15 protein-coding genes are annotated in these 17,940 nt (G+C 66.0%); 14 read left to right on the top strand and 1 reads right to left on the bottom strand.

Going from position 1 to position 17,940, the window contains the following annotated elements; all coding sequences use genetic code 11:
* Positions 1 to 28 precede the first annotated feature (28 nt).
* The 10 genes from ACSFA8_RS02310 (at position 29) to cynS (ending at position 12,327) form a co-directional block, all read left to right on the top strand.
* On the top strand, positions 29 to 994 hold the full coding sequence (locus ACSFA8_RS02310; RefSeq protein ID WP_435477906.1) for an ABC transporter substrate-binding protein: 966 nt from the start codon (positions 29 to 31) through the stop codon (positions 992 to 994).
* Between the two features lie 141 nt (positions 995 to 1,135).
* Positions 1,136 to 2,206 carry a multiple monosaccharide ABC transporter substrate-binding protein gene (gene chvE / locus ACSFA8_RS02315; RefSeq protein ID WP_435477907.1) on the top strand — a complete coding sequence of 357 codons (1,071 nt, stop codon included), beginning with the start codon at positions 1,136 to 1,138 and terminating at the stop codon, positions 2,204 to 2,206.
* A 10-nt stretch (positions 2,207 to 2,216) separates the two neighbouring features.
* Positions 2,217 to 3,761 (top strand): multiple monosaccharide ABC transporter ATP-binding protein, encoded by a 1,545-nt coding sequence (mmsA, locus tag ACSFA8_RS02320; protein ID WP_435477908.1) that lies wholly within the window; start codon positions 2,217 to 2,219, stop codon positions 3,759 to 3,761.
* Positions 3,751 to 4,923 (top strand): multiple monosaccharide ABC transporter permease, encoded by a 1,173-nt coding sequence (gene mmsB / locus ACSFA8_RS02325; protein WP_435477909.1) that lies wholly within the window; start codon positions 3,751 to 3,753, stop codon positions 4,921 to 4,923. Before mmsA ends, mmsB begins: the two co-directional genes overlap by 11 nt.
* 2 nt (positions 4,924 to 4,925) lie before the next feature.
* Positions 4,926 to 6,446 carry a sugar ABC transporter ATP-binding protein gene (locus ACSFA8_RS02330; protein ID WP_435477910.1) on the top strand — a complete coding sequence of 507 codons (1,521 nt, stop codon included), beginning with the start codon at positions 4,926 to 4,928 and terminating at the stop codon, positions 6,444 to 6,446.
* Positions 6,447 to 6,585: 139 nt separating this feature from the next.
* On the top strand, positions 6,586 to 7,620 hold the full coding sequence (locus ACSFA8_RS02335; RefSeq protein ID WP_435477911.1) for an ABC transporter permease: 1,035 nt from the start codon (positions 6,586 to 6,588) through the stop codon (positions 7,618 to 7,620).
* A 35-nt stretch (positions 7,621 to 7,655) separates the two neighbouring features.
* Positions 7,656 to 8,648 carry a galactofuranose ABC transporter, permease protein YjfF gene (yjfF, locus tag ACSFA8_RS02340; RefSeq protein WP_435478437.1) on the top strand — a complete coding sequence of 331 codons (993 nt, stop codon included), beginning with the start codon at positions 7,656 to 7,658 and terminating at the stop codon, positions 8,646 to 8,648.
* 24 nt (positions 8,649 to 8,672) lie between these two features.
* A complete protein-coding gene (locus ACSFA8_RS02345; protein WP_435477912.1) occupies positions 8,673 to 10,409 on the top strand; it encodes an IlvD/Edd family dehydratase in 1,737 nt (578 codons plus the stop codon).
* A gap of 129 nt (positions 10,410 to 10,538) precedes the next feature.
* On the top strand, positions 10,539 to 11,471 hold the full coding sequence (locus ACSFA8_RS02350; protein ID WP_435477913.1) for a dihydrodipicolinate synthase family protein: 933 nt from the start codon (positions 10,539 to 10,541) through the stop codon (positions 11,469 to 11,471).
* 412 nt (positions 11,472 to 11,883) lie between these two features.
* On the top strand, positions 11,884 to 12,327 hold the full coding sequence (cynS, locus tag ACSFA8_RS02355; RefSeq protein ID WP_435477914.1) for a cyanase: 444 nt from the start codon (positions 11,884 to 11,886) through the stop codon (positions 12,325 to 12,327).
* Positions 12,328 to 12,337: 10 nt separating this feature from the next.
* Here cynS and pbpC read toward each other — a convergent pair whose 3' ends face one another.
* On the bottom strand, positions 12,338 to 14,581 hold the full coding sequence (gene pbpC, locus ACSFA8_RS02360; RefSeq protein WP_435477915.1) for a penicillin-binding protein 1C: 2,244 nt from the start codon (positions 14,579 to 14,581) through the stop codon (positions 12,338 to 12,340).
* A gap of 93 nt (positions 14,582 to 14,674) precedes the next feature.
* Here pbpC and ACSFA8_RS02365 point away from each other — a divergent pair, with 93 nt between their 5' ends.
* The 4 genes from ACSFA8_RS02365 to ACSFA8_RS02380 all read left to right on the top strand — a co-directional run bounded on the left by ACSFA8_RS02365 (position 14,675) and on the right by ACSFA8_RS02380 (position 17,911).
* Positions 14,675 to 14,881 carry a hypothetical protein gene (locus ACSFA8_RS02365; protein ID WP_435477916.1) on the top strand — a complete coding sequence of 69 codons (207 nt, stop codon included), beginning with the start codon at positions 14,675 to 14,677 and terminating at the stop codon, positions 14,879 to 14,881.
* A 141-nt stretch (positions 14,882 to 15,022) separates the two neighbouring features.
* Positions 15,023 to 15,934, top strand: a complete 912-nt coding sequence (locus ACSFA8_RS02370) for a LysR family transcriptional regulator (RefSeq protein WP_435478438.1) — start codon at positions 15,023 to 15,025, stop codon at positions 15,932 to 15,934.
* A gap of 159 nt (positions 15,935 to 16,093) precedes the next feature.
* Positions 16,094 to 16,603: a flavin reductase family protein gene (locus ACSFA8_RS02375; RefSeq protein ID WP_435477917.1), complete on the top strand. Its 510-nt coding sequence runs from the start codon at positions 16,094 to 16,096 to the stop codon at positions 16,601 to 16,603.
* A gap of 156 nt (positions 16,604 to 16,759) precedes the next feature.
* Positions 16,760 to 17,911, top strand: a complete 1,152-nt coding sequence (locus tag ACSFA8_RS02380) for an acyl-CoA dehydrogenase family protein (RefSeq protein WP_435477918.1) — start codon at positions 16,760 to 16,762, stop codon at positions 17,909 to 17,911.
* Positions 17,912 to 17,940 lie beyond the last annotated feature (29 nt).

Genomic DNA, 17,940 nt, shown 5'->3' on the forward strand with positions numbered 1-17,940 from the left:
TTTCATCACGCCAACAGGAGACAACACCATGAAACTGACCCGTCGTACCCTCACCACCGCACTCGCGGCCGCCTCGCTCGCGAGTCTGCTGCCGGCCACTGCGCTGGCGCAGAAAAAAATCGTCCTCGGCTTCAGCCAGGTCGGCGCGGAGAGCGAATGGCGCACCGCCAACACCGAGTCGATCAAGTCCTCTGCCAAAGAGGCCGGCATCGAACTCAAGTTCTCCGACGCTCAGCAAAAGCAGGAGAACCAGATCAAGGCGATCCGCTCCTTCATCGCGCAGAAGGTCGATGTGATCGCGTTCTCGCCGGTGGTCGAAACCGGTTGGGACACCGTGCTGCGCGAGGCCAAGGCCGCCAAGATCCCGGTGGTGCTGACCGATCGCTCGGTCAATTCGAAAGACGACTCGCTCTATGTGACTTTCATGGGCTCCGACTTCGTCGAAGAAGGCCGCAAGGCCGGCCGCTGGCTGGTGGAAAAGATGAAAGACCAGAAGGGCGACGTGAACATCGTCGAGCTGCAGGGCACCGTTGGCTCGGCACCCGCGATCGACCGCAAGAAGGGCTTCGAGGAAATCATCAAGGCCGACCCGAAGTTCAAGATCATTCGCTCGCAGACCGGTGACTTCACGCGCGCCAAGGGCAAGGAGGTCATGGAAGCCTTCCTCAAGGCCGACGGCAAGAAGATCAACGTGCTGTTCGCGCACAACGACGACATGGCGATCGGTGCGATCCAGGCCATCGAGGAAGCCGGCATGAAGCCCGCCAAGGACATCACGATCATCTCGATCGACGCCGTCAAGGGCGCCTTCGAAGCCATGATCGCCGGCAAGCTCAACGTGTCGGTGGAATGCAGCCCGCTGCTGGGCCCGCAGCTGATGAGCGCCGTGAAGGACATCAAGGCTGGCAAGCCGCTGCCCAAGCGCATCGTCACCGAGGAAACGATCTTCCCGATGGAAGTCGCGGCCAAGGAATTCCCGAAGCGCAAGTACTAAGCACACCCCCAGGCTGCGCGCACTTCGTGTCGCTTCGCCCTCCCCCTTGCAGGGGCAACACCAGCGGCCCGGCTAAGCCGGTTCCGCGGTGTTCCTGGAACAAGACCATATCCACCAAAAAATGACGGAGCTCGTCACACCATGAAACGCAATTTCCTCAAGGCCTCGCTCGCAGGTATCGCCTTCGCCATCGTCGGCTTCACGCCGTCGGCCAATGCGCAGGACAAGGGTCCGATCGCGATCTCGATGCCGACCAAGTCGTCGGCGCGCTGGATCGCCGACGGCGCCAACATGGTCAAGTACTTCAAGGAGAAGGGCTACAAGACCGACCTGCAATACGCCGACGACGACATCCCGAACCAGCTCGCGCAGATCGAGAACATGGTGACCAAGGGTTCGAAGGTGCTGGTGATCGCGGCCATCGACGGCACCACCCTGTCGGACGTGCTGCAGAAGGCGGCCGACAAGGGCGTCAAGGTCATCGCCTACGACCGGCTCATCAAGGGCTCGAAGAACGTCGACTACTACGCCACGTTCGACAACTTCCAGGTCGGCGTGCTGCAGGCACAGTCGATCGAGAAGGCGCTCGACCTGAAGGGCGGCAAGGGCCCGTTCAACATCGAACTGTTCGGCGGCTCGCCGGACGACAACAACGCCTTCTTCTTCTACAACGGCGCGCTCTCGGTGCTCAAGCCCTACATCGACAGCGGCAAGCTGGTGGTGCGCAGCAAGCAGATGGGCATGGAGAAGGTCGGCACGCTGCGCTGGGACGGCGCCGTGGCGCAGGCCCGCATGGACAACCTGCTGTCGGCCTACTACACCAAGGATCGCGTCGACGCGGTGCTGTCGCCTTATGACGGCTTGTCGATCGGCATCCTGTCGTCGCTCAAGGGCGTGGGCTACGGCTCGCCGAAGCAGCCGATGCCGGTCGTCTCGGGCCAGGACGCAGAAGTGCCTTCGGTCAAGTCGATCCTGCGCAAGGAGCAGAGTTCGACCGTCTTCAAGGACACGCGCGAACTGGCAAAGGTCACGGTGGCGATGGCCGACGCGATGCTGTCCGGCAAGACGCCCGAGGTCAACGACACCAAGACCTACAACAACGGCGTCAAGGTCGTGCCGTCCTACCTGCTCAAGCCGGTCAGCGTGGACATCTCGAACTGGAAGCCGGTGCTGATCGACAGCGGCTACTACACCGAGAGCCAGGTCAAGTAGTTTGAACGCGATGAACGGCGCGATTCTGGAGATGCGGGGCATCACCAAGACGTTTCCGGGCGTGAACGCGCTCGACAACGTCAACCTCGCAGTGCGCGCGGGTGAGATCCATGCGGTGGTCGGGGAAAACGGCGCCGGCAAGTCGACGCTGATGAAAGTGCTCAGCGGCGTCTACCCGGCCGACTCCTACACCGGCGAGATCCATTTCGAGGGCGAGTCGCGCCGGTTCAAGAGCATTGCCGACAGCGAGAAGCTCGGCATCATCATCATTCACCAGGAGCTCGCGCTGGTGCCGCTGCTGTCGATCGCCGAGAACATCTTTCTCGGCAACGAGACCGCGCGCGGCGGCGTGATCGACTGGTTCGCCGCCTATGCCAAGACGCGCGAACTGCTCGCCAAGGTGGGCCTGAAGGAGCCGCCCACCGCGCTCATCACCAACCTCGGCGTGGGCAAGCAGCAGCTGGTGGAGATTGCCAAGGCCCTCTCGAAAGAGGTCAAGCTGCTGATCCTCGACGAGCCGACCGCGAGTCTCAACGAAAGCGACAGCGATGCGCTGCTCGCCTTGCTGCTCGAGCTCAAGGCGCAGGGCATTGCGTCGATCCTGATCTCGCACAAGCTCAACGAGATCGCCAAGGTGGCCGATTCCATCACCGTGCTGCGGGACGGCGGGACGGTCGAAACGATGGACTGCCGCACCACGCCGATCAGCGAAGACCGGATCATCCGCGGAATGGTCGGGCGCGACATGGCGCATCGCTACCCGCAGCGCAACCCGCAGATCGGCGAGACGATCTTCGAGGTGCGCGACTGGCGCGTGCACCACGAACTGCACGCCGACCGCGAACAGATCAAGGGTGTGAACCTGCACGTGCGCCGGGGCGAGATAGTCGGCATCGCCGGCCTCATGGGCGCAGGCCGCACCGAGTTCGCGATGAGCGTGTTCGGGCGCTCGTATGGCCAGCGCATCAGCGGCACCGCCCTGATGCATGGCAAGGAGGTCGATCTGGGGACGATCCGCAAGGCGATCGACCACGGCATTGCCTACGTGACCGAAGACCGCAAGGGCTGTGGCCTGGTGCTCGACGAAGACATCAAGAAAAACGTGAGCCTGGCCAATCTCGAAGCGGTGTCGAAGGCGATGGTGATCGACGACGGGCTCGAGTTCCAGGTGGCGTCCGACTACCGCCGCGCACTCAACATCCGCTGCTCCGACATCTACCAGCACGTGGTGAACCTGTCGGGCGGCAACCAGCAGAAGGTGGTGCTCAGCAAGTGGCTTTTCGCGAAGCCCGAGCTGCTGATCCTCGATGAGCCGACGCGCGGGATCGATGTCGGCGCCAAGTACGAGATCTACACCATCGTCGACGCGCTGGCGAGCGAGGGCAAGGGCATCCTGATGATCTCGTCGGAAATGCCCGAGCTGCTCGGCATGTGCGACCGCATCTACGTCATGAATGAAGGGCGCTTCGTCGCCGAGTACACGGCCGCCGAGGCCTCGCAGGAAAAAATAATGCGCGCGATCGTCAATTCAGGGAGTTCGGTTCATGACGAGTGAAGTGAAGGAGGCGAATGCAGGCTTCCTGAAGAGCAATCTGCGCGAGTACGGCATGCTGATCTCGCTGGTCGCGATCATGGTGCTGTTCCAGGTGCTGACGGACGGCACGCTGATGCGGCCGCTGAACCTCACCAACCTGCTGCTGCAGAACAGCTACATCGTGATCATGGCGCTGGGCATGCTGCTGGTGATCGTGGCAGGCCACATCGACCTTTCGGTCGGATCGGTCTGCGGCTTTGTCGGTGCCCTGGCCGCGGTGCTGATGGTCGAATACAACTGGCACTTCGTTCCGACGACGCTCGTGTGCCTGGTCGCCGGCGGTGTCATCGGTGCGTCGCAGGGCTGGTTTGTCGCGTACTTCCGCATTCCGTCGTTCATCGTCACGCTGGCCGGCATGCTGGTGTTCAAGGGCCTCACGCTCGCGCTGCTGGCGGGGCAGTCGGTCGGCCCGTTTCCGGAGGCGTTCCAGCGCCTCAGCTCGGGCTTCATTCCGGACGTCTTCGGCGGTGAAGAACTGCGAACGACATCGGTTGTGCTGGGCGCGTTGCTTGCGGCCGCAATGTTGTTCTTTGCATTGCGCGGCCGTGCCAAGCTTGCGAAGCACGGCATGGCGCAGGAGCCCTATGCATTCTTCCTGGTGAAGAACATCTTCTTTGCGGGCGTCATCCTGTACCTGAGCTACCTGCTGGCCTCGTACAAGGGGCTGCCGAACGTATTGATCGTGATGGGCGTGCTGATCGTGGCCTACGACTTCGTCACCAACCGCACCACCGTCGGCCGGCGCATCTACGCGCTCGGCGGCAACGAGAAGGCGGCCCGCCTGTCGGGCATCAAGACGCAGCGGCTCGCGTTTCTCACATTCGTCAACATGGGCGTGCTGGCCGCGCTGGCCGGCCTGGTGTTTGCCGCGCGCCTGAACACCGCGACGCCGAAGGCGGGGCTGGGCTTCGAGCTCGACGTGATTGCCGCCTGCTTCATCGGCGGGGCCTCGGCATCGGGCGGCGTCGGCAAGGTGATGGGCGCGGTCATCGGCGCGTTCGTCATGGGCGTCATGAACAACGGCATGTCGATCCTCGGCATCGGCATCGACTACCAGCAGGTCATCAAGGGCCTGGTGTTGCTCGCCGCGGTGTTCATCGACGTCTACAACAAGAACAAGTGAGCATGACGAACGCCAGCGTCGCGCCCGTTCTGGAGCTGACCGGAATCCACAAGTCGTTTTCCGGCAACCGTGTGCTGAACGACGTTCAGCTGCGGCTGTATCCGGGCGAGATCCATGCGCTGATGGGCCAGAACGGCGCGGGCAAGTCGACCCTGATCAAGGTGCTGACGGGCGTGTTCCCCTCCAGCGGCGGCGAGATGCGGCTGTCCGGCAAGGCGATCCAACCGGCCTCGCCGCTGGAGGCCCAACAAGTGGGCATCAGCACGGTTTACCAGGAGGTCAACCTGTGCCCGAACCTCTCTGTGGCCGAGAACGTGTTCGCCGGCCGCTACCCGCGCTGCGGGGTGGCGCAGGGCTTCCGGATCGATTGGTCGGCGGTCAACCGCCGGGCGACCGAGCTGCTCGCGCGCATCGGGCTCGACATCGACGTGACGCGGCTGCTGTCGAGCTACTCGGTCGCGGTGCAGCAGATGGTGGCCATTGCGCGTGCGCTGGGTGTGTCGTCCAAGGTGCTGATCCTCGACGAGCCGACTTCCAGCCTCGACGACGACGAAGTCAACAAGCTGTTCGAGGTGCTGCGCCGGCTGCGCGGCGAGGGCCTTGCGATCGTCTTCGTCACGCACTTCCTGAACCAGGTGTACGCGGTGTCGGATCGCATCACGGTGTTGCGCAACGGCAGTTGGGTGGGCGAATGGCGCGCGAGCGAACTCGGGCCGCAGGCCTTGATTGCCGCGATGCTGGGGCGCGAGCTGGCAGCCCAGGCGGCCCGGCCTGCCGCGCTGCCGGCCTTCGACGAGACCGCCACCGCGCTGCTGCAGGCCGAGGGCGTGGGGCAGGCCGGCCAGCTGAACGCCATGGATCTGCGTGTGCGCGCGGGCGAAATCGTGGGCCTTGCCGGACTGCTTGGCGCCGGCCGCACCGAGCTTGCGCGGCTGTTGTTCGGGCTCGAGGCGCCCGACCGTGGCGTGCTCAGGATCGATGGCCGTGCGGTCAGTTTCTCGAACCCCGCCGATGCGATCCGCGAAGGTCTCGCGCTGTGTCCCGAAGAGCGCAAGACCGACGGCATCGTGGCCGAGCTGTCGGTGCGCGAAAACATCGCGCTTGCGTTGCAGGCGAGGCTGGGTACGCGCCGCTTCCTGTCGCGCGCGGAGCAGACAGCGCTGGCCGAGCGCTACGTTGCGTCGCTCGGGATCAAGACCGCCAGCGTGGAAACGCCGATCGGCCTGCTGTCGGGCGGCAACCAGCAAAAAGCCATGATCGCGCGCTGGCTCGCGACCGAGCCGCGCCTGCTGATCCTCGACGAGCCCACCCGTGGCATCGATGTCGCCGCCAAGCAGGAAATCATGGAGCAGATCCTGCGCCTGGCGCAGGCCGGCATGGCGGTGCTCTTCATCTCTTCCGAAATGAGCGAGGTGGTGCGGGTGGCGCACCGCATCGTGGTGCTGCGGGATCGCCGCAAGGTGGGCGAGCTGCCCGGCGGCGCGACCGAGGACGAGGTCTACGAAATGATTGCCGCAGCATGAGCACTCTTTTGATTTTCTCCCTCCCCTCCCGGGGGAGGGCAGGGGTGGGGGCGCGCGGCCTCCAACACTGCGCGGCGGTGAAGGCCGCTTGCCCCCATCCCAACCTTCCCCCGGAAGGGGAAGGAGCAAGGCAGAACACATGACGCGCCTCTCGTCCTTCATGAGCCACCGCCTGGCCTGGCCAATCATCACGCTGCTGCTGCTGCTGGCGCTCAACACCGCGTTCAACGCGAGCTTCCTCCACATCGAATGGCGCGACGGTCATCTGTACGGCAGCCTGATCGACATCCTCAACCGCGCGGCACCGCTGGTGCTGGTGTCGCTCGGCATGACGCTGGTGATCGCAACACGCGGCATCGACATCTCGGTCGGTGCGGTGGTGGCCATCGCGGCCGCGCTGGCGGCCTGGATGATCGGCGGCGCCGTCACGCCCGACACGAGCCGGTTTCCGATGCCGCTGGCCATCCTGGCGGCAATCGGCATCGCGCTGCTGTGCGGGCTGTGGAACGGGCTGCTGGTTGCCAGGGTCGGCATGCAGCCGATCATCGCGACGCTGATCCTCATGGTGGCCGGCCGCGGCATCGCGCAACTCATCACCGGCGGGCAGATCATCACGATCTACTACGCACCGTTCTTCTTTCTGGGCAGTGGCTACCTGTTCGGACTGCCGTTCTCGCTGTTCATCGTGGCGGCACTGTTCGCGCTGCTGTATCTCGCGATCACGCGCACTGCGCTGGGTCTGTTCATCCAGGCGGTGGGCATCAATCCGACGGCGGCCCGCGTCGCAGGCGTGCAGGCGCGCCGCCTGGTCGTCGGCGCCTACGCGTTCTGCGGCATGTGCGCCGGCATTGCGGGCCTGCTGATCAGTTCCAACGTGAAGAGTGCGGACGGCAACAATGCCGGTCAGCTGCTGGAGCTCGACGCCATCCTTGCCGTCACGCTGGGCGGCACTGCACTCACTGGTGGGCGCTTCAGCCTGGTGGGCAGCGTGATCGGGGCCTTGATCATCCAGACCCTCACCTACGCGATCTATTCGCTCGGCGTTCCGCCCGAGATCAATCTGGTGGTGAAGGCGGTGGTGGTGTTTCTCGTGATGCTGCTGCAGTCGCCCGAGTTCCGCGCGACGGTCGGCGGCTGGGTGCGGCGGCCGGCGCTGGGCGAGGTGCGCTCGTGAGCGCCGTGCTGCCCCAGCGCGGCGGCCAGGATGCAGTGGCCGCGCCGGCTGCCGCCCCGCGCCGTTCGCGCTTCAACCCCAAGTACCTGCCGCTGACGGCCACCATCTCGCTGTTCGTGCTGATGGGCACGTTGGGCTCAGTGCTCTACGAGGGCTTTTTCTCGACACAAGTGTTCCTGAACCTGCTGATCGACAACGCCTTCCTGATCGTCGTGGCGGTGGGCATGACCTTCGTCATCCTGTCGGGCGGCATCGACCTGTCGGTCGGCTCCGTCATCGCTCTCACCACCATGGTCTCGGCTTCTCTGGTCGAAAAGCATGGCTGGAGCCCGGCCATCGTGATCCCTCTGGTGTTGCTCATGGGAACGATGTTCGGCGCGTTCATGGGCCTTTTGATCGAGCGCTTCCGGCTCCAGCCCTTCATCGTGACGCTTGCGGGAATGTTCCTCGCGCGCGGGCTCTGCTACCTCATCAGCATCGACTCGGTCAGCATCACGAACGAGTTCTACGCAGAGGTGTCGCAGATCCGCATTCCGGTCTGGGGCGAGGCCTCGCTTTCGATCAGCGCGGTGATTGCCATCGTGGTGGTGCTGGCGGCCGTGTTCATCGCGCATTGCACGCCGTTCGGCCGTGCGGTGTACGCCATCGGCGGCAGCGAGCATTCGGCGATGCTGATGGGCTTGCCGGTGCGCTCGACCTTGATCGGCGTCTACACGCTCTCGGGCTTCTGCTCCGCGCTGGCCGGCGTCATCTTCACCTTCTACATGCTCTCGGGCTACGGACTGCACGCGGTGGGCCTCGAGCTCGACGCCATCGCTGCGGTGGTGATCGGCGGCACGCTGCTCACCGGCGGCGTGGGCTATGTGGCGGGCACGCTGTTCGGCGTGCTGATGCTCGGCATCATCCAGACGCTGATTTCCTTCGATGGCACGCTGAGCTCGTGGTGGACGCGCATCGTCGTCGGCGCACTGCTGTTCTTCTTCTGCTTGCTGCAACGCTTTTTCACGTCACGCGCCCCGCGCCGCTGACGCTTTTCCCCTCAGGACTCCCGCATGACGGACACCTCCCCCAAAAAACTGCGTTCGACCGCGTGGTTCGGCTCGGCCGACAAAAACGGCTTCATGTACCGCAGCTGGATGAAGAACCAGGGCATCCCCGATCACGAATTCGACGGGCGCCCGGTCATCGGCATCTGCAACACATGGTCGGAGCTGACGCCCTGCAATGCTCACTTCCGCAAGATCGCCGAACACGTCAAGCGCGGCATCTACGAAGCGGGCGGTTTCCCGGTCGAGTTTCCGGTGTTTTCCAATGGCGAATCGAACCTTCGGCCGACCGCCATGCTCACGCGCAACCTCGCGAGCATGGACGTGGAGGAGGCGATCCGCGGCAACCCGATCGACGGCGTGGTGCTGCTCACCGGCTGCGACAAGACCACGCCCGCACTGCTGATGGGCGCGGCGAGCTGCGACGTGCCGGCCATCGTCGTCACCGGCGGCCCCATGCTCAACGGCAAGCTCGATGGCAAGGACATCGGCTCGGGCACGGCCGTGTGGCGCCTGCACGAGTCGCTCAAGGCCGGCGAGATCGACGTGCACCAGTTCCTTTCGGCCGAGGCCGGCATGTCGCGCTCCGCCGGCACCTGCAACACGATGGGCACCGCCTCCACCATGGCCTGCATGGCCGAGGCGCTCGGCACCTCGCTGCCGCACAACGCCGCGATTCCCGCAGTCGATGCGCGCCGCTATGTGCTGGCCCAGATGTCGGGCATACGCGCAGTCGAGATGGTGCGCGAAGGGCTGACGCTGTCGAAGGTGCTCACGCGCGAGGCCTTCGAGAACGCCATCCGCGTCAACGCCGCGATTGGCGGTTCGACCAATGCGGTGATTCATCTCAAGGCGATTGCAGGCCGCATCGGCGTGCCGCTCGAACTCGAGGACTGGACGCGCATCGGCCGCGGCACGCCGACACTGGTCGACCTGCAGCCTTCGGGCCGCTTTCTGATGGAAGAGTTCTATTACGCCGGCGGGCTGCCGGCGGTGCTGCGCCGGCTCGGTGAACACGGCTTGCTGCCGCATCCGGATGCGCTCACCGTCAATGGCCGCTCGCTCTGGGACAACGTGCGCGAGGCGCCCAGCTACAACGACGAGGTGATCCGCCCGCTCGACAAGCCGCTGATCGCGGACGGCGGCATCTGCATCCTGCGCGGCAACCTGTCGCCGCGCGGCGCGGTGCTCAAGCCCTCGGCCGCGTCGCCCGAACTGCTCAAGCACCGCGGCCGTGCGGTCGTGTTCGAGAACCTGGAGCACTACAAGGAGCGCATCGTCGACGAGAACCTCGACGTCGACGCGAGCTCGGTGCTCGTCATGAAGAACTGCGGGCCCAAGGGCTACCCCGGCATGGCCGAGGTCGGCAACATGGGCTTGCCGCCCAAGCTGCTGCGCCAGGGCATCAAGGACATGGTGCGCATTTCCGACGCACGCATGAGCGGCACCGCCTATGGCACCGTGGTGCTGCACGTGGCGCCCGAGGCAGCGGACGGCGGGCCGCTCGCAGCGGTGCGCGATGGCGACTGGATCGAGCTCGACTGCGAAGCGGGGCGACTGCATCTGGACATCAGCGACGCCGAACTCGCGGAGCGTTTGCGCGCCCTGGCGACCACGACCGCGCCGCAGCGCGGCGGCTACCAGCGTCTGTATGTCGAGCATGTGCTGCAGGCCGACGAAGGCTGCGATTTCGACTTTCTCGTCGGCTGCCGCGGCGCCGATGTTCCACGCCATTCTCATTAGCTCGCCCCCAGGCTTCGCGCACTTCGTGTCGCTTCGCCAACCCCCTGCCGGGGGCAACACCAGCGGCCCGGCGAAGCCGGTTCCGCGGTGTTCCTTGAAAAGACCGCATCTAAAAGCACTGCCCAACCCATGAACCACAGCCTTTCCAATCCCAGATACCGCGGCATCTTTCCGGTCGTGCCGACCACTTTTACCGAATCGGGCGAGCTGGATCTCGAAAGCCAGAAGCGCTGCATCGATTTCATGATCGATGCCGGCTCCGACGGGCTTTGCATCCTTGCCAATTTCTCGGAGCAGTTCCTGCTGTCCGACGACGAACGCGAAGTGCTGACCCGCATGGCGCTCGAACATGTGGCCGGGCGCGTACCGGTGATCGTGACGACCACGCATTTCGCAACTGCTGTCTGCGCCGCGCGCAGCCGCCGCGCGCAGGACATGGGTGCCGCGATGGTGATGGTGATGCCGCCCTACCATGGCGCGACCTTCCGTGTGCCCGAGCCGAAGATCCACGAGTTCTACGCGCGTCTTTCGGATGCGATCGACATTCCGATCATGATCCAGGACGCCCCGGCCGCAGGCACGGTGCTGTCGGCGCCGTTCCTGGCGCGCATGGCGAACGAGATCGAACAGGTCGCTTACTTCAAGATCGAAACCGCGGGTGCGGCGTCCAAGCTGCGCGAACTGATCCGGCTCGGCGGCGAGGCCATCGAGGGCCCGTGGGACGGCGAGGAGGCGATCACGCTGATGCCCGATCTCGATGCCGGTGCGACCGGTTCGATGACCGGTGGAGGTTTCCCCGACGGCATTCGCCCGATCATCGAAGCGCACCGCCGGGGCGACCGCGACAAGGCCTTTGCTCTGTACCAGCAGTGGCTGCCGCTCATCAACTACGAAAATCGGCAGGCCGGGTTGCTTGCGGCCAAATCCTTGATGAAAGAGGGTGGGGTGATTGCGTGCGAGGCACCGCGCCATCCGCTGCCGCCGATGCACCCGGATACGCGCGCCGGCCTGCTGGAGACTGCGCGGAGGCTCGATCCGCTGGTGCTGCGCTGGGGCAGGTAACGGCTTCGTCGATCTGGTGCGGGTTCGGGGCGGGCTCAGGGTGGGCTCAGGGCGGTGGGGCACGCTGCTCCGCGAATGTCCCCCGGGCTTCGCCCTCCTCCTTTATTTCGCTGCGCAGCGTGCCCCACCGCCCTGACCCTGGACGCGGCGTGACCGTTTCGCGCTGAACAGGCAGAGCGTGCCCAAGGCCGCTGGTGGTGGGTGGCCCCTGCAGCGAAATAAAGGAGGAGGGCGAAGCCCGGGGGACATTCGCGGAAGGGGCCACCCGCCGCCAGCGGCCCGCCCCGAAACGCAAAGCAACGGCACGCCTGTCGTAAGAGTGCGGCACGCCTGTTGCTTGCCCGTCATACGGAGACAGAAGCGCTTTGGTCATCCACCAGCCACCACACCCATTCCACAGGAGCATCCGCCCATGAACCGCAACGACGTCACCGAAAAAATCATCACCGTCAAGGTGGCCAAGGGCCTGCAATGGGCCGATGTCGCGAAGAAGGTCGGCCTCTCCAAAGAGTGGGTCACCGCGGCCTGCCTGGGCCAGATGACGCTCGATGCGGCGCAGGCCAAGGTTGTCGGCAAGATCTTCGGCCTCACCAGCGAAGAGCAGAAGTGGCTGCAGGTGGTGCCGTACAAGGGCTCGCTGCCCACGGTCGTGCCGACCGACCCGCTCATCTACCGCTGGTACGAAGTTGTGAGCGTGTACGGCACGACCATCAAGGAACTGATCCACGAGGAGTTCGGCGACGGCATCATGAGCGCGATCGACTTCAGCATGGACATCCAGCGCGAGGCCGACCCGAAGGGCGACCGCGTCAACGTCGTGCTGTCGGGCAAGTTCCTGCCGTACAAGAGCTACTGAGCTACTGAGGCTACTGCGCCCGAGCCGCACCGGCGCGCACGCCGGCACCGCGCACTTCCAGCCGGATCTCGTCCTGCAGCTGGCCGCGTGCATCCACCAGTTGCACCGCATGCCGCCCCGGCCAAGGCAGCCACTGCGCGCTGGCGCCGCGCGCAATGGTCTTGCCGTCGATGCGCCATTGCAGACCGCTGCCGGGCGCATCGGTTTCGAAGCGCAGGCGCTGCCGGTTCGGCGGAATATCGGGGTCGAGCGCAATGATGGTGCCGTCTGCCGGCGCGGTGATGCGGGCGATGGCGCTCCCCGCGGGAGGGTCGATCGCAAACAGCGCCTGCTCGGTGCCTTGCAGGAACCACTCGCTGCGCGCCGCTTCGAGCGGCCCGGCATCCGCGCCGCCGCTGCCGAACGACACCTTCGCCTGCACCAGCCCTGCCGGCGGCACGGGCGCGCGGCTCGGTTCGCGCCGGTGCAAGAAGCGCATCACCTCGGCCCAGACCGGCGCGGCTCCGCTGGTGCCGCTCACGTCCCACATCGGCGCCCCGCTCGCGTTGCCGACCCACACACCGACCGTGTAGCGCTGCGACCAGCCGATAGCCCAGTTGTCGCGCATGTCCTTGCTGGTGCCGGTTTTCACCGCGGTCCAGAAACGGGTGCCGAGCACGCTGTCGAGCCCGAAGGTGCGCGCGCGTGCGTTCGAGTCGCTGAGGATGTCGCCAATGATGAACGCCGCCCGCGCATCGAGCGCCTGCGTCGGGCTCCTTCCCCCTGCGGGCGCAGGCAGGGAAGGGGGCGCCGCCGCCACGACATCGCGCGTCTCCGAATACCGCCCTCCGTTTGCCAGCGTCCGGTACGCGTTGGTGAGCGCCAGCAACGACACCTCCGCGCTGCCCAGCGCCAGGCTGTAGCCGTAGTAGTCGCCGCCTTCGCGCAGCGGCAGGCCTGCCGCGCGCAACTGGCGCGCGAAGGCCTCGGGCGTCACCATCACCAGCGTGCGCACGGCCGGCACGTTGAGCGACGAGGCCAGCGCAGTGCGCACCGACACATGGCCCTTGAACTGGCGGTCGTAGTTTTGCGGAATGTAGAGGCCGCTCGCGGTGTTGAGCTGGGCGGAAGAGTCGTCGAGCAGCGATGCGGCCGTGAGCCGCCGCTCGGCGATCGCCTGCGCATAGAGCAGCGGCTTCAGCGTGGAGCCGGGCTGGCGCTGTGCCAGCACGCCGTCGACCTCCGCCGCCTGGCTCAGCGGGCCGGACGAGCCGACCCAGGCCAGCACCTCGCCGCTGGCGTTGTCGAGCACCACGAGCGCACCGTCTTCGACATGGCGGCCGCGCAACTCGCGCAACTGTTGTTGCAGCGTGCCGAGCGCAAAGCGCTGCAGCGGCGCGCGCAGGCTGGTGCGCACGCTGTTGCTGTGCTGCCCGGCCGGCGCTTCTTTCGCCACGCGCCGGCCCAGGTGCGGCGCGTGGCCTTCGCTCGGGTCGAACGCGCGGCGCTGCACCGCGGCGCTGGCGAACATGTCCATCGCCTCGCAATCAGCCTTGCTGGCGCTGGCGCTGGCGCTGGCGCGGGTCGGCTCCATCGCGCGCAGCACCTCGCAGGCGCGCTGCGCCACCTGCGCCGGCTTCGCATTGGGCGCACGCACCAGCGCTGCGGCCAATGCGGCTTCGCGCGCGTCGAGCCCGCTTGGCGCCTTGCCGAATAAGGTGCGCGAGAGTGCGTCGATGCCGACGATCTCGCCGCGGAACGGCACGGTGTTGAGGTACGCCTCGAGGATCTGGTCCTTGCGCCAGTTACGCTCGAGCCGCTGCGCGTCGATCGTCTGGCCCACTTTCTGGGTGAAGCTGCGGCCGCCCGCGCCGCGCCGCAGGTCTTCGTCGAGCAGGCCGGCCAGTTGCATCGTGATGGTCGAGGCGCCGCGCGTACGCGTGTTCCAGAGGTTGCCCCAGGCCGCGGCCGATACGGCACGCCAGTCGACACCGCTGTGTTCGTAGAAGCGCTTGTCCTCGCTCAGCAGCATCGCTGTGCGCAGGGCCGGCGACACATCGGCCAGCGCCACCCACTGGCCACGCCGCACCGCGGCGTCGGTGCGCACGCGCTGCAGCAACTCGCCGTCGCGATCCAGCACTTGCGTGTCGGACGAGCGAAACGCGCGCTTGACCTCGTCGAATGTGGTGTCTGCAGCGCCCGCGGGACGCGCGGCGGCAGCCGTCAACAAAATAGCAAATGACAGCGCAAGGTGGCGAGAGGGGCGGGTGAACATGGGACAGGGCCTACTTGAAGTCGGGCGCTTGGGCTGTTACACCGCGGCGCCGACGCAGGCATTTTGATGGTTTATCCGTTCATTGGAGATGCCATGAAAAAACTCGTGCTTTTGCTTGCTGCCGCGGCTGCCCTCGCTGGCTGCGTTGCCGTTCCCTACGATGCGGGGCGCCCGCCACCGCCGCAACGCGGCTATGGCGACCGGGATCGCGATGGCGTGCCGAACCGCGCCGACCGTGATCGTGATGGTGACGGGATTCCGAACCGCTACGACCGCGCGCCGAACAACCCGAACCGCTGAACGACCTGCCCGGCACTTGCTGCCGGGCGCTATCCTTCTCGGTGCGAACCGACTCAGCCTTACAGTAGCGGGCCGTTAAAGACCTTCATTACGCTGCGGGGCTGGTTCGTGAATCTTCGTTCGATCGATCTCAATTTGCTGGTGGTGCTGGAGGCACTCATCGAAGAGCGTGGCGTGCGCCGCGCGGGAGAGCGCATCGGCCTGAGTCAGTCGGCTACCAGCCATGCCCTGGATCGGCTGCGCAAGTTGCTGGGTGACGAAATCCTGGTTCGAACCCCGACCGGCATGGAGCCCACCGCCAGGGCGCTGAGCCTGTTCGGCCCACTGCGCATCGCGCTGCAAAGCGTCGAGACGGCCTTGATGCCGGAGCAATTCGTTCCGGCCGAGGCGCAGGGCGAAATCCAGATCGGCGTCGAAACGCACGAGACCATCATCATCCTGCCGCAGCTCGTCGATCAGATCCGAACCGAGGCGCCGCAGCTCTCGCTGAGCGTTCGCCCGGGCTCTGTCGACGACATCCTCAACGGTATCGACCAGGGACGCACCGACATCGGTATCGGCTTCTTTCGTGAATTGCCCGATCGGTTCATGACCTGTGCCCTTTTGCAGGACAGCCACGTCTGCGTCATGCGTGCGGATCATCCCCTCGCCGCCGGGCCGCTGACGCTGGAGAGCTACCTGCAGGCGCCGCACCTGCTTGTCAGCATGAGCGGCGCGCCGGACGATTTCGTCGACTCCGCGCTGACCGACCAGGGGCTGCGCAGGCGCATCGCGATGCGCCTGCCGCATGGCCTGGCCGCGGTGATCGCGCTGACACGTTCCGACATGGTCACCACCGTGACCCGAGGTGCGGCCCGCGTCTTCGCGCAGTCGGCACCGCTGGTATGGATGGAGCTGCCGTTTGCAGTGCCGCGCGTCGGCTTCCGTCTGATCTGGAATCGCCGCCTGCAGCAAAGCCCGCAGCACCGCTGGCTCCGGCAAAAACTCGTTGCCATCGGCGCGGCTGCGGAGGCCCTCGGCGCCCCGGCGCAGGAACCACTGCCAGGCGTCTAGCAGCGCGCCGATCCGCAACCCCTGCGCGCGATGGCCAGCAGGTCATCGATGGCGTGCACTTCGGTCTTGCAACCTTTGCATTGGCGGGTTTCGATGCCGCCGCATAAAGTTTCCGTCAGAGGTTGACCCGCTTTGATGAGGTCGGCCCAGGAGACAAAAATGAATACTGTGACGGTAGAGCCAGAACAGGTCGACGCCGCATTCCGTGCCGCGATGCGCCGATTCGCCTCGACAGTGACGATCATCACTGCAGCCGACCACGAGCGTCGCCATGGCATGACAGCCACGGCGGTGACATCGCTCTCGATGAGTCCGCCATCGCTCCTCATCTGCCTTAACCAGAAGACTTTGCTGCACGACATCATGTTCCGCGCACGGCGCTTCTGCGTGAACGTGCTGCACCGCGAGCAGGTCGAGTTGTCGGCCGCCTTCAGCGGTGCCGTGTCGCCCGAGGAGCGTTTCGCGCTGGGCACCTGGTCGCGCACCGACGACGGCATTCCCTACCTGGCCGACGCCCAGGCCAACCTGTTCTGCCGGAAGGCGGCCGCCATCCCCTACGGCACGCACACCATCCTGGTGGGGCAGGTCGAGCATGTCGGCCTGCGCGACGCCATCGCGCCCCTGGTCTACCAGGACGCTGCGTACTGCGTGACCAGCCCCGCGCCCTGATGCGCGCCGCGGCGCCGAGCGCGCCGCACAACTTGCCCCTCTCTCTTCTTTTTCCTACCAACAGGTGGTTCCATGTCCTGCGTCCTTTCCCGTGAGATCCCTCAGTCCCTCCAGTCATCAGCGCAGCGGCCGGCGCCTGCCGAACTCCTTGCGAGGATGAAGGCCCTGCTGCCCGCCATCAAGGCCCGGGCCGGCGAGACCGAGCGGCTCGGACGCATCCCCGCGGAGAATCTTGACGCGCTGCGCGAGGCAGGCCTGTACCGGGTCGTCCAGCCGACCAAGTTCGGAGGCCACGAATACGACTTCGACCTGCTGGTCGAACTGGTGCTGGAACTCGGCCGCGCCTGCGCATCGACGGCATGGGTCTATGGCCTCTACGCCGCGCACCAGTGGCTGGTCGCCAGCTTCGATGCCAAGGCGCAGCGCGATGTCTGGGATGACGATGCGGACGCGGCTGTCTGCGGCTCCTACGCGCCGGCGGGAAAAGCCGTCGCGGTGGCCGACGGCTATCGGCTCAGCGGACGCTGGGCTTTCGCGAGCGGCTGCGACGGTGCCCAGTGGGCGGTGTGCGCGTCGGTCTTGCCGGCCCGCGAGGGCGAACCCGCGCCGGGGCCCGCCTTCTTCCTGGTGCCCGCGACCGACTACGTCATCGACGGCACATGGGACGTGGTCGGCCTGGCGGGCACCGGCAGCAAGACGCTCGTGCTCAACGACGTGTTCGTGCCGGCGCACCGGATCCTCACCTTCCGCGAAACGACCAGCGGCCGCACGCCGGGCAGCAGGCTGCACGACAACCCCGGCTTCAGGATCCCGATGCTGTCGAACATCCCTTCATGCCTGGCGGCGACCGCGGTGGGCACTGCCGCCGGGGCGCTGGACGACTACCTCGAGGCGACCGGCCAGCGCGTCACGCGCGGCGCGGTCGCTGGCGGCAACAGCCGGATGGCGGAGTTCCCGACCATCCAGCTGCGCGTGGCGGAGGCGGGCGCGAGCATCGATGCGGCCCGCGAGGTCTTGCTGCGCGATCTGCGATTGCGGGCAGGCACGGCCCGATCAGGTGAGGAGATCACGGTGGAAGACCGGATCTCCAGCCGGCGCGGGCAGGCGTTCGCGGTCTCGCTCGCCATCCGTGGCGCAGAGGCATTGAACGCTTCCACCGGTGGGCAGGGGCTCGCGATGTCCAACCCGGTTCAACGTGCCTGGCGCGACGCCAACGCCGTGGGTCGCCACATCAGCCTGAACTGGGATGCGGTGGGAACCATGGCCGGGCAGATCGCGCTCGGTCTCGAGCCCAAGGGCCAGTACTGACAGCAGACGTTTCTCACCAAGGATTGGAC

Origin of the sequence: Variovorax nitratireducens (assembly GCF_051216545.1) — a bacterium.
GTDB lineage: Bacteria > Pseudomonadota > Gammaproteobacteria > Burkholderiales > Burkholderiaceae_C > Variovorax.

What these genes read in the sequence shown, in the direction of transcription:
- mmsB (WP_435477909.1), top strand. Translation starts at nt 3,751, where the DNA reads ATGACGAGTGAAGTGAAGGAGGCGAATGCAGGCTTCCTGAAGAGCAAT.
- ACSFA8_RS02380 (WP_435477918.1), top strand. Translation starts at nt 16,760, where the DNA reads ATGAAGGCCCTGCTGCCCGCCATCAAGGCCCGGGCCGGCGAGACCGAG.
- ACSFA8_RS02335 (WP_435477911.1), top strand. Translation starts at nt 6,586, where the DNA reads ATGACGCGCCTCTCGTCCTTCATGAGCCACCGCCTGGCCTGGCCAATC.
- pbpC (WP_435477915.1), bottom strand. Translation starts at nt 14,581, where the DNA reads ATGTTCACCCGCCCCTCTCGCCACCTTGCGCTGTCATTTGCTATTTTG.
- ACSFA8_RS02345 (WP_435477912.1), top strand. Translation starts at nt 8,673, where the DNA reads ATGACGGACACCTCCCCCAAAAAACTGCGTTCGACCGCGTGGTTCGGC.
- ACSFA8_RS02330 (WP_435477910.1), top strand. Translation starts at nt 4,926, where the DNA reads ATGACGAACGCCAGCGTCGCGCCCGTTCTGGAGCTGACCGGAATCCAC.
- ACSFA8_RS02350 (WP_435477913.1), top strand. Translation starts at nt 10,539, where the DNA reads ATGAACCACAGCCTTTCCAATCCCAGATACCGCGGCATCTTTCCGGTC.
- cynS (WP_435477914.1), top strand. Translation starts at nt 11,884, where the DNA reads ATGAACCGCAACGACGTCACCGAAAAAATCATCACCGTCAAGGTGGCC.
- chvE (WP_435477907.1), top strand. Translation starts at nt 1,136, where the DNA reads ATGAAACGCAATTTCCTCAAGGCCTCGCTCGCAGGTATCGCCTTCGCC.
- ACSFA8_RS02365 (WP_435477916.1), top strand. Translation starts at nt 14,675, where the DNA reads ATGAAAAAACTCGTGCTTTTGCTTGCTGCCGCGGCTGCCCTCGCTGGC.
- mmsA (WP_435477908.1), top strand. Translation starts at nt 2,217, where the DNA reads ATGAACGGCGCGATTCTGGAGATGCGGGGCATCACCAAGACGTTTCCG.
- ACSFA8_RS02375 (WP_435477917.1), top strand. Translation starts at nt 16,094, where the DNA reads ATGAATACTGTGACGGTAGAGCCAGAACAGGTCGACGCCGCATTCCGT.
- ACSFA8_RS02310 (WP_435477906.1), top strand. Translation starts at nt 29, where the DNA reads ATGAAACTGACCCGTCGTACCCTCACCACCGCACTCGCGGCCGCCTCG.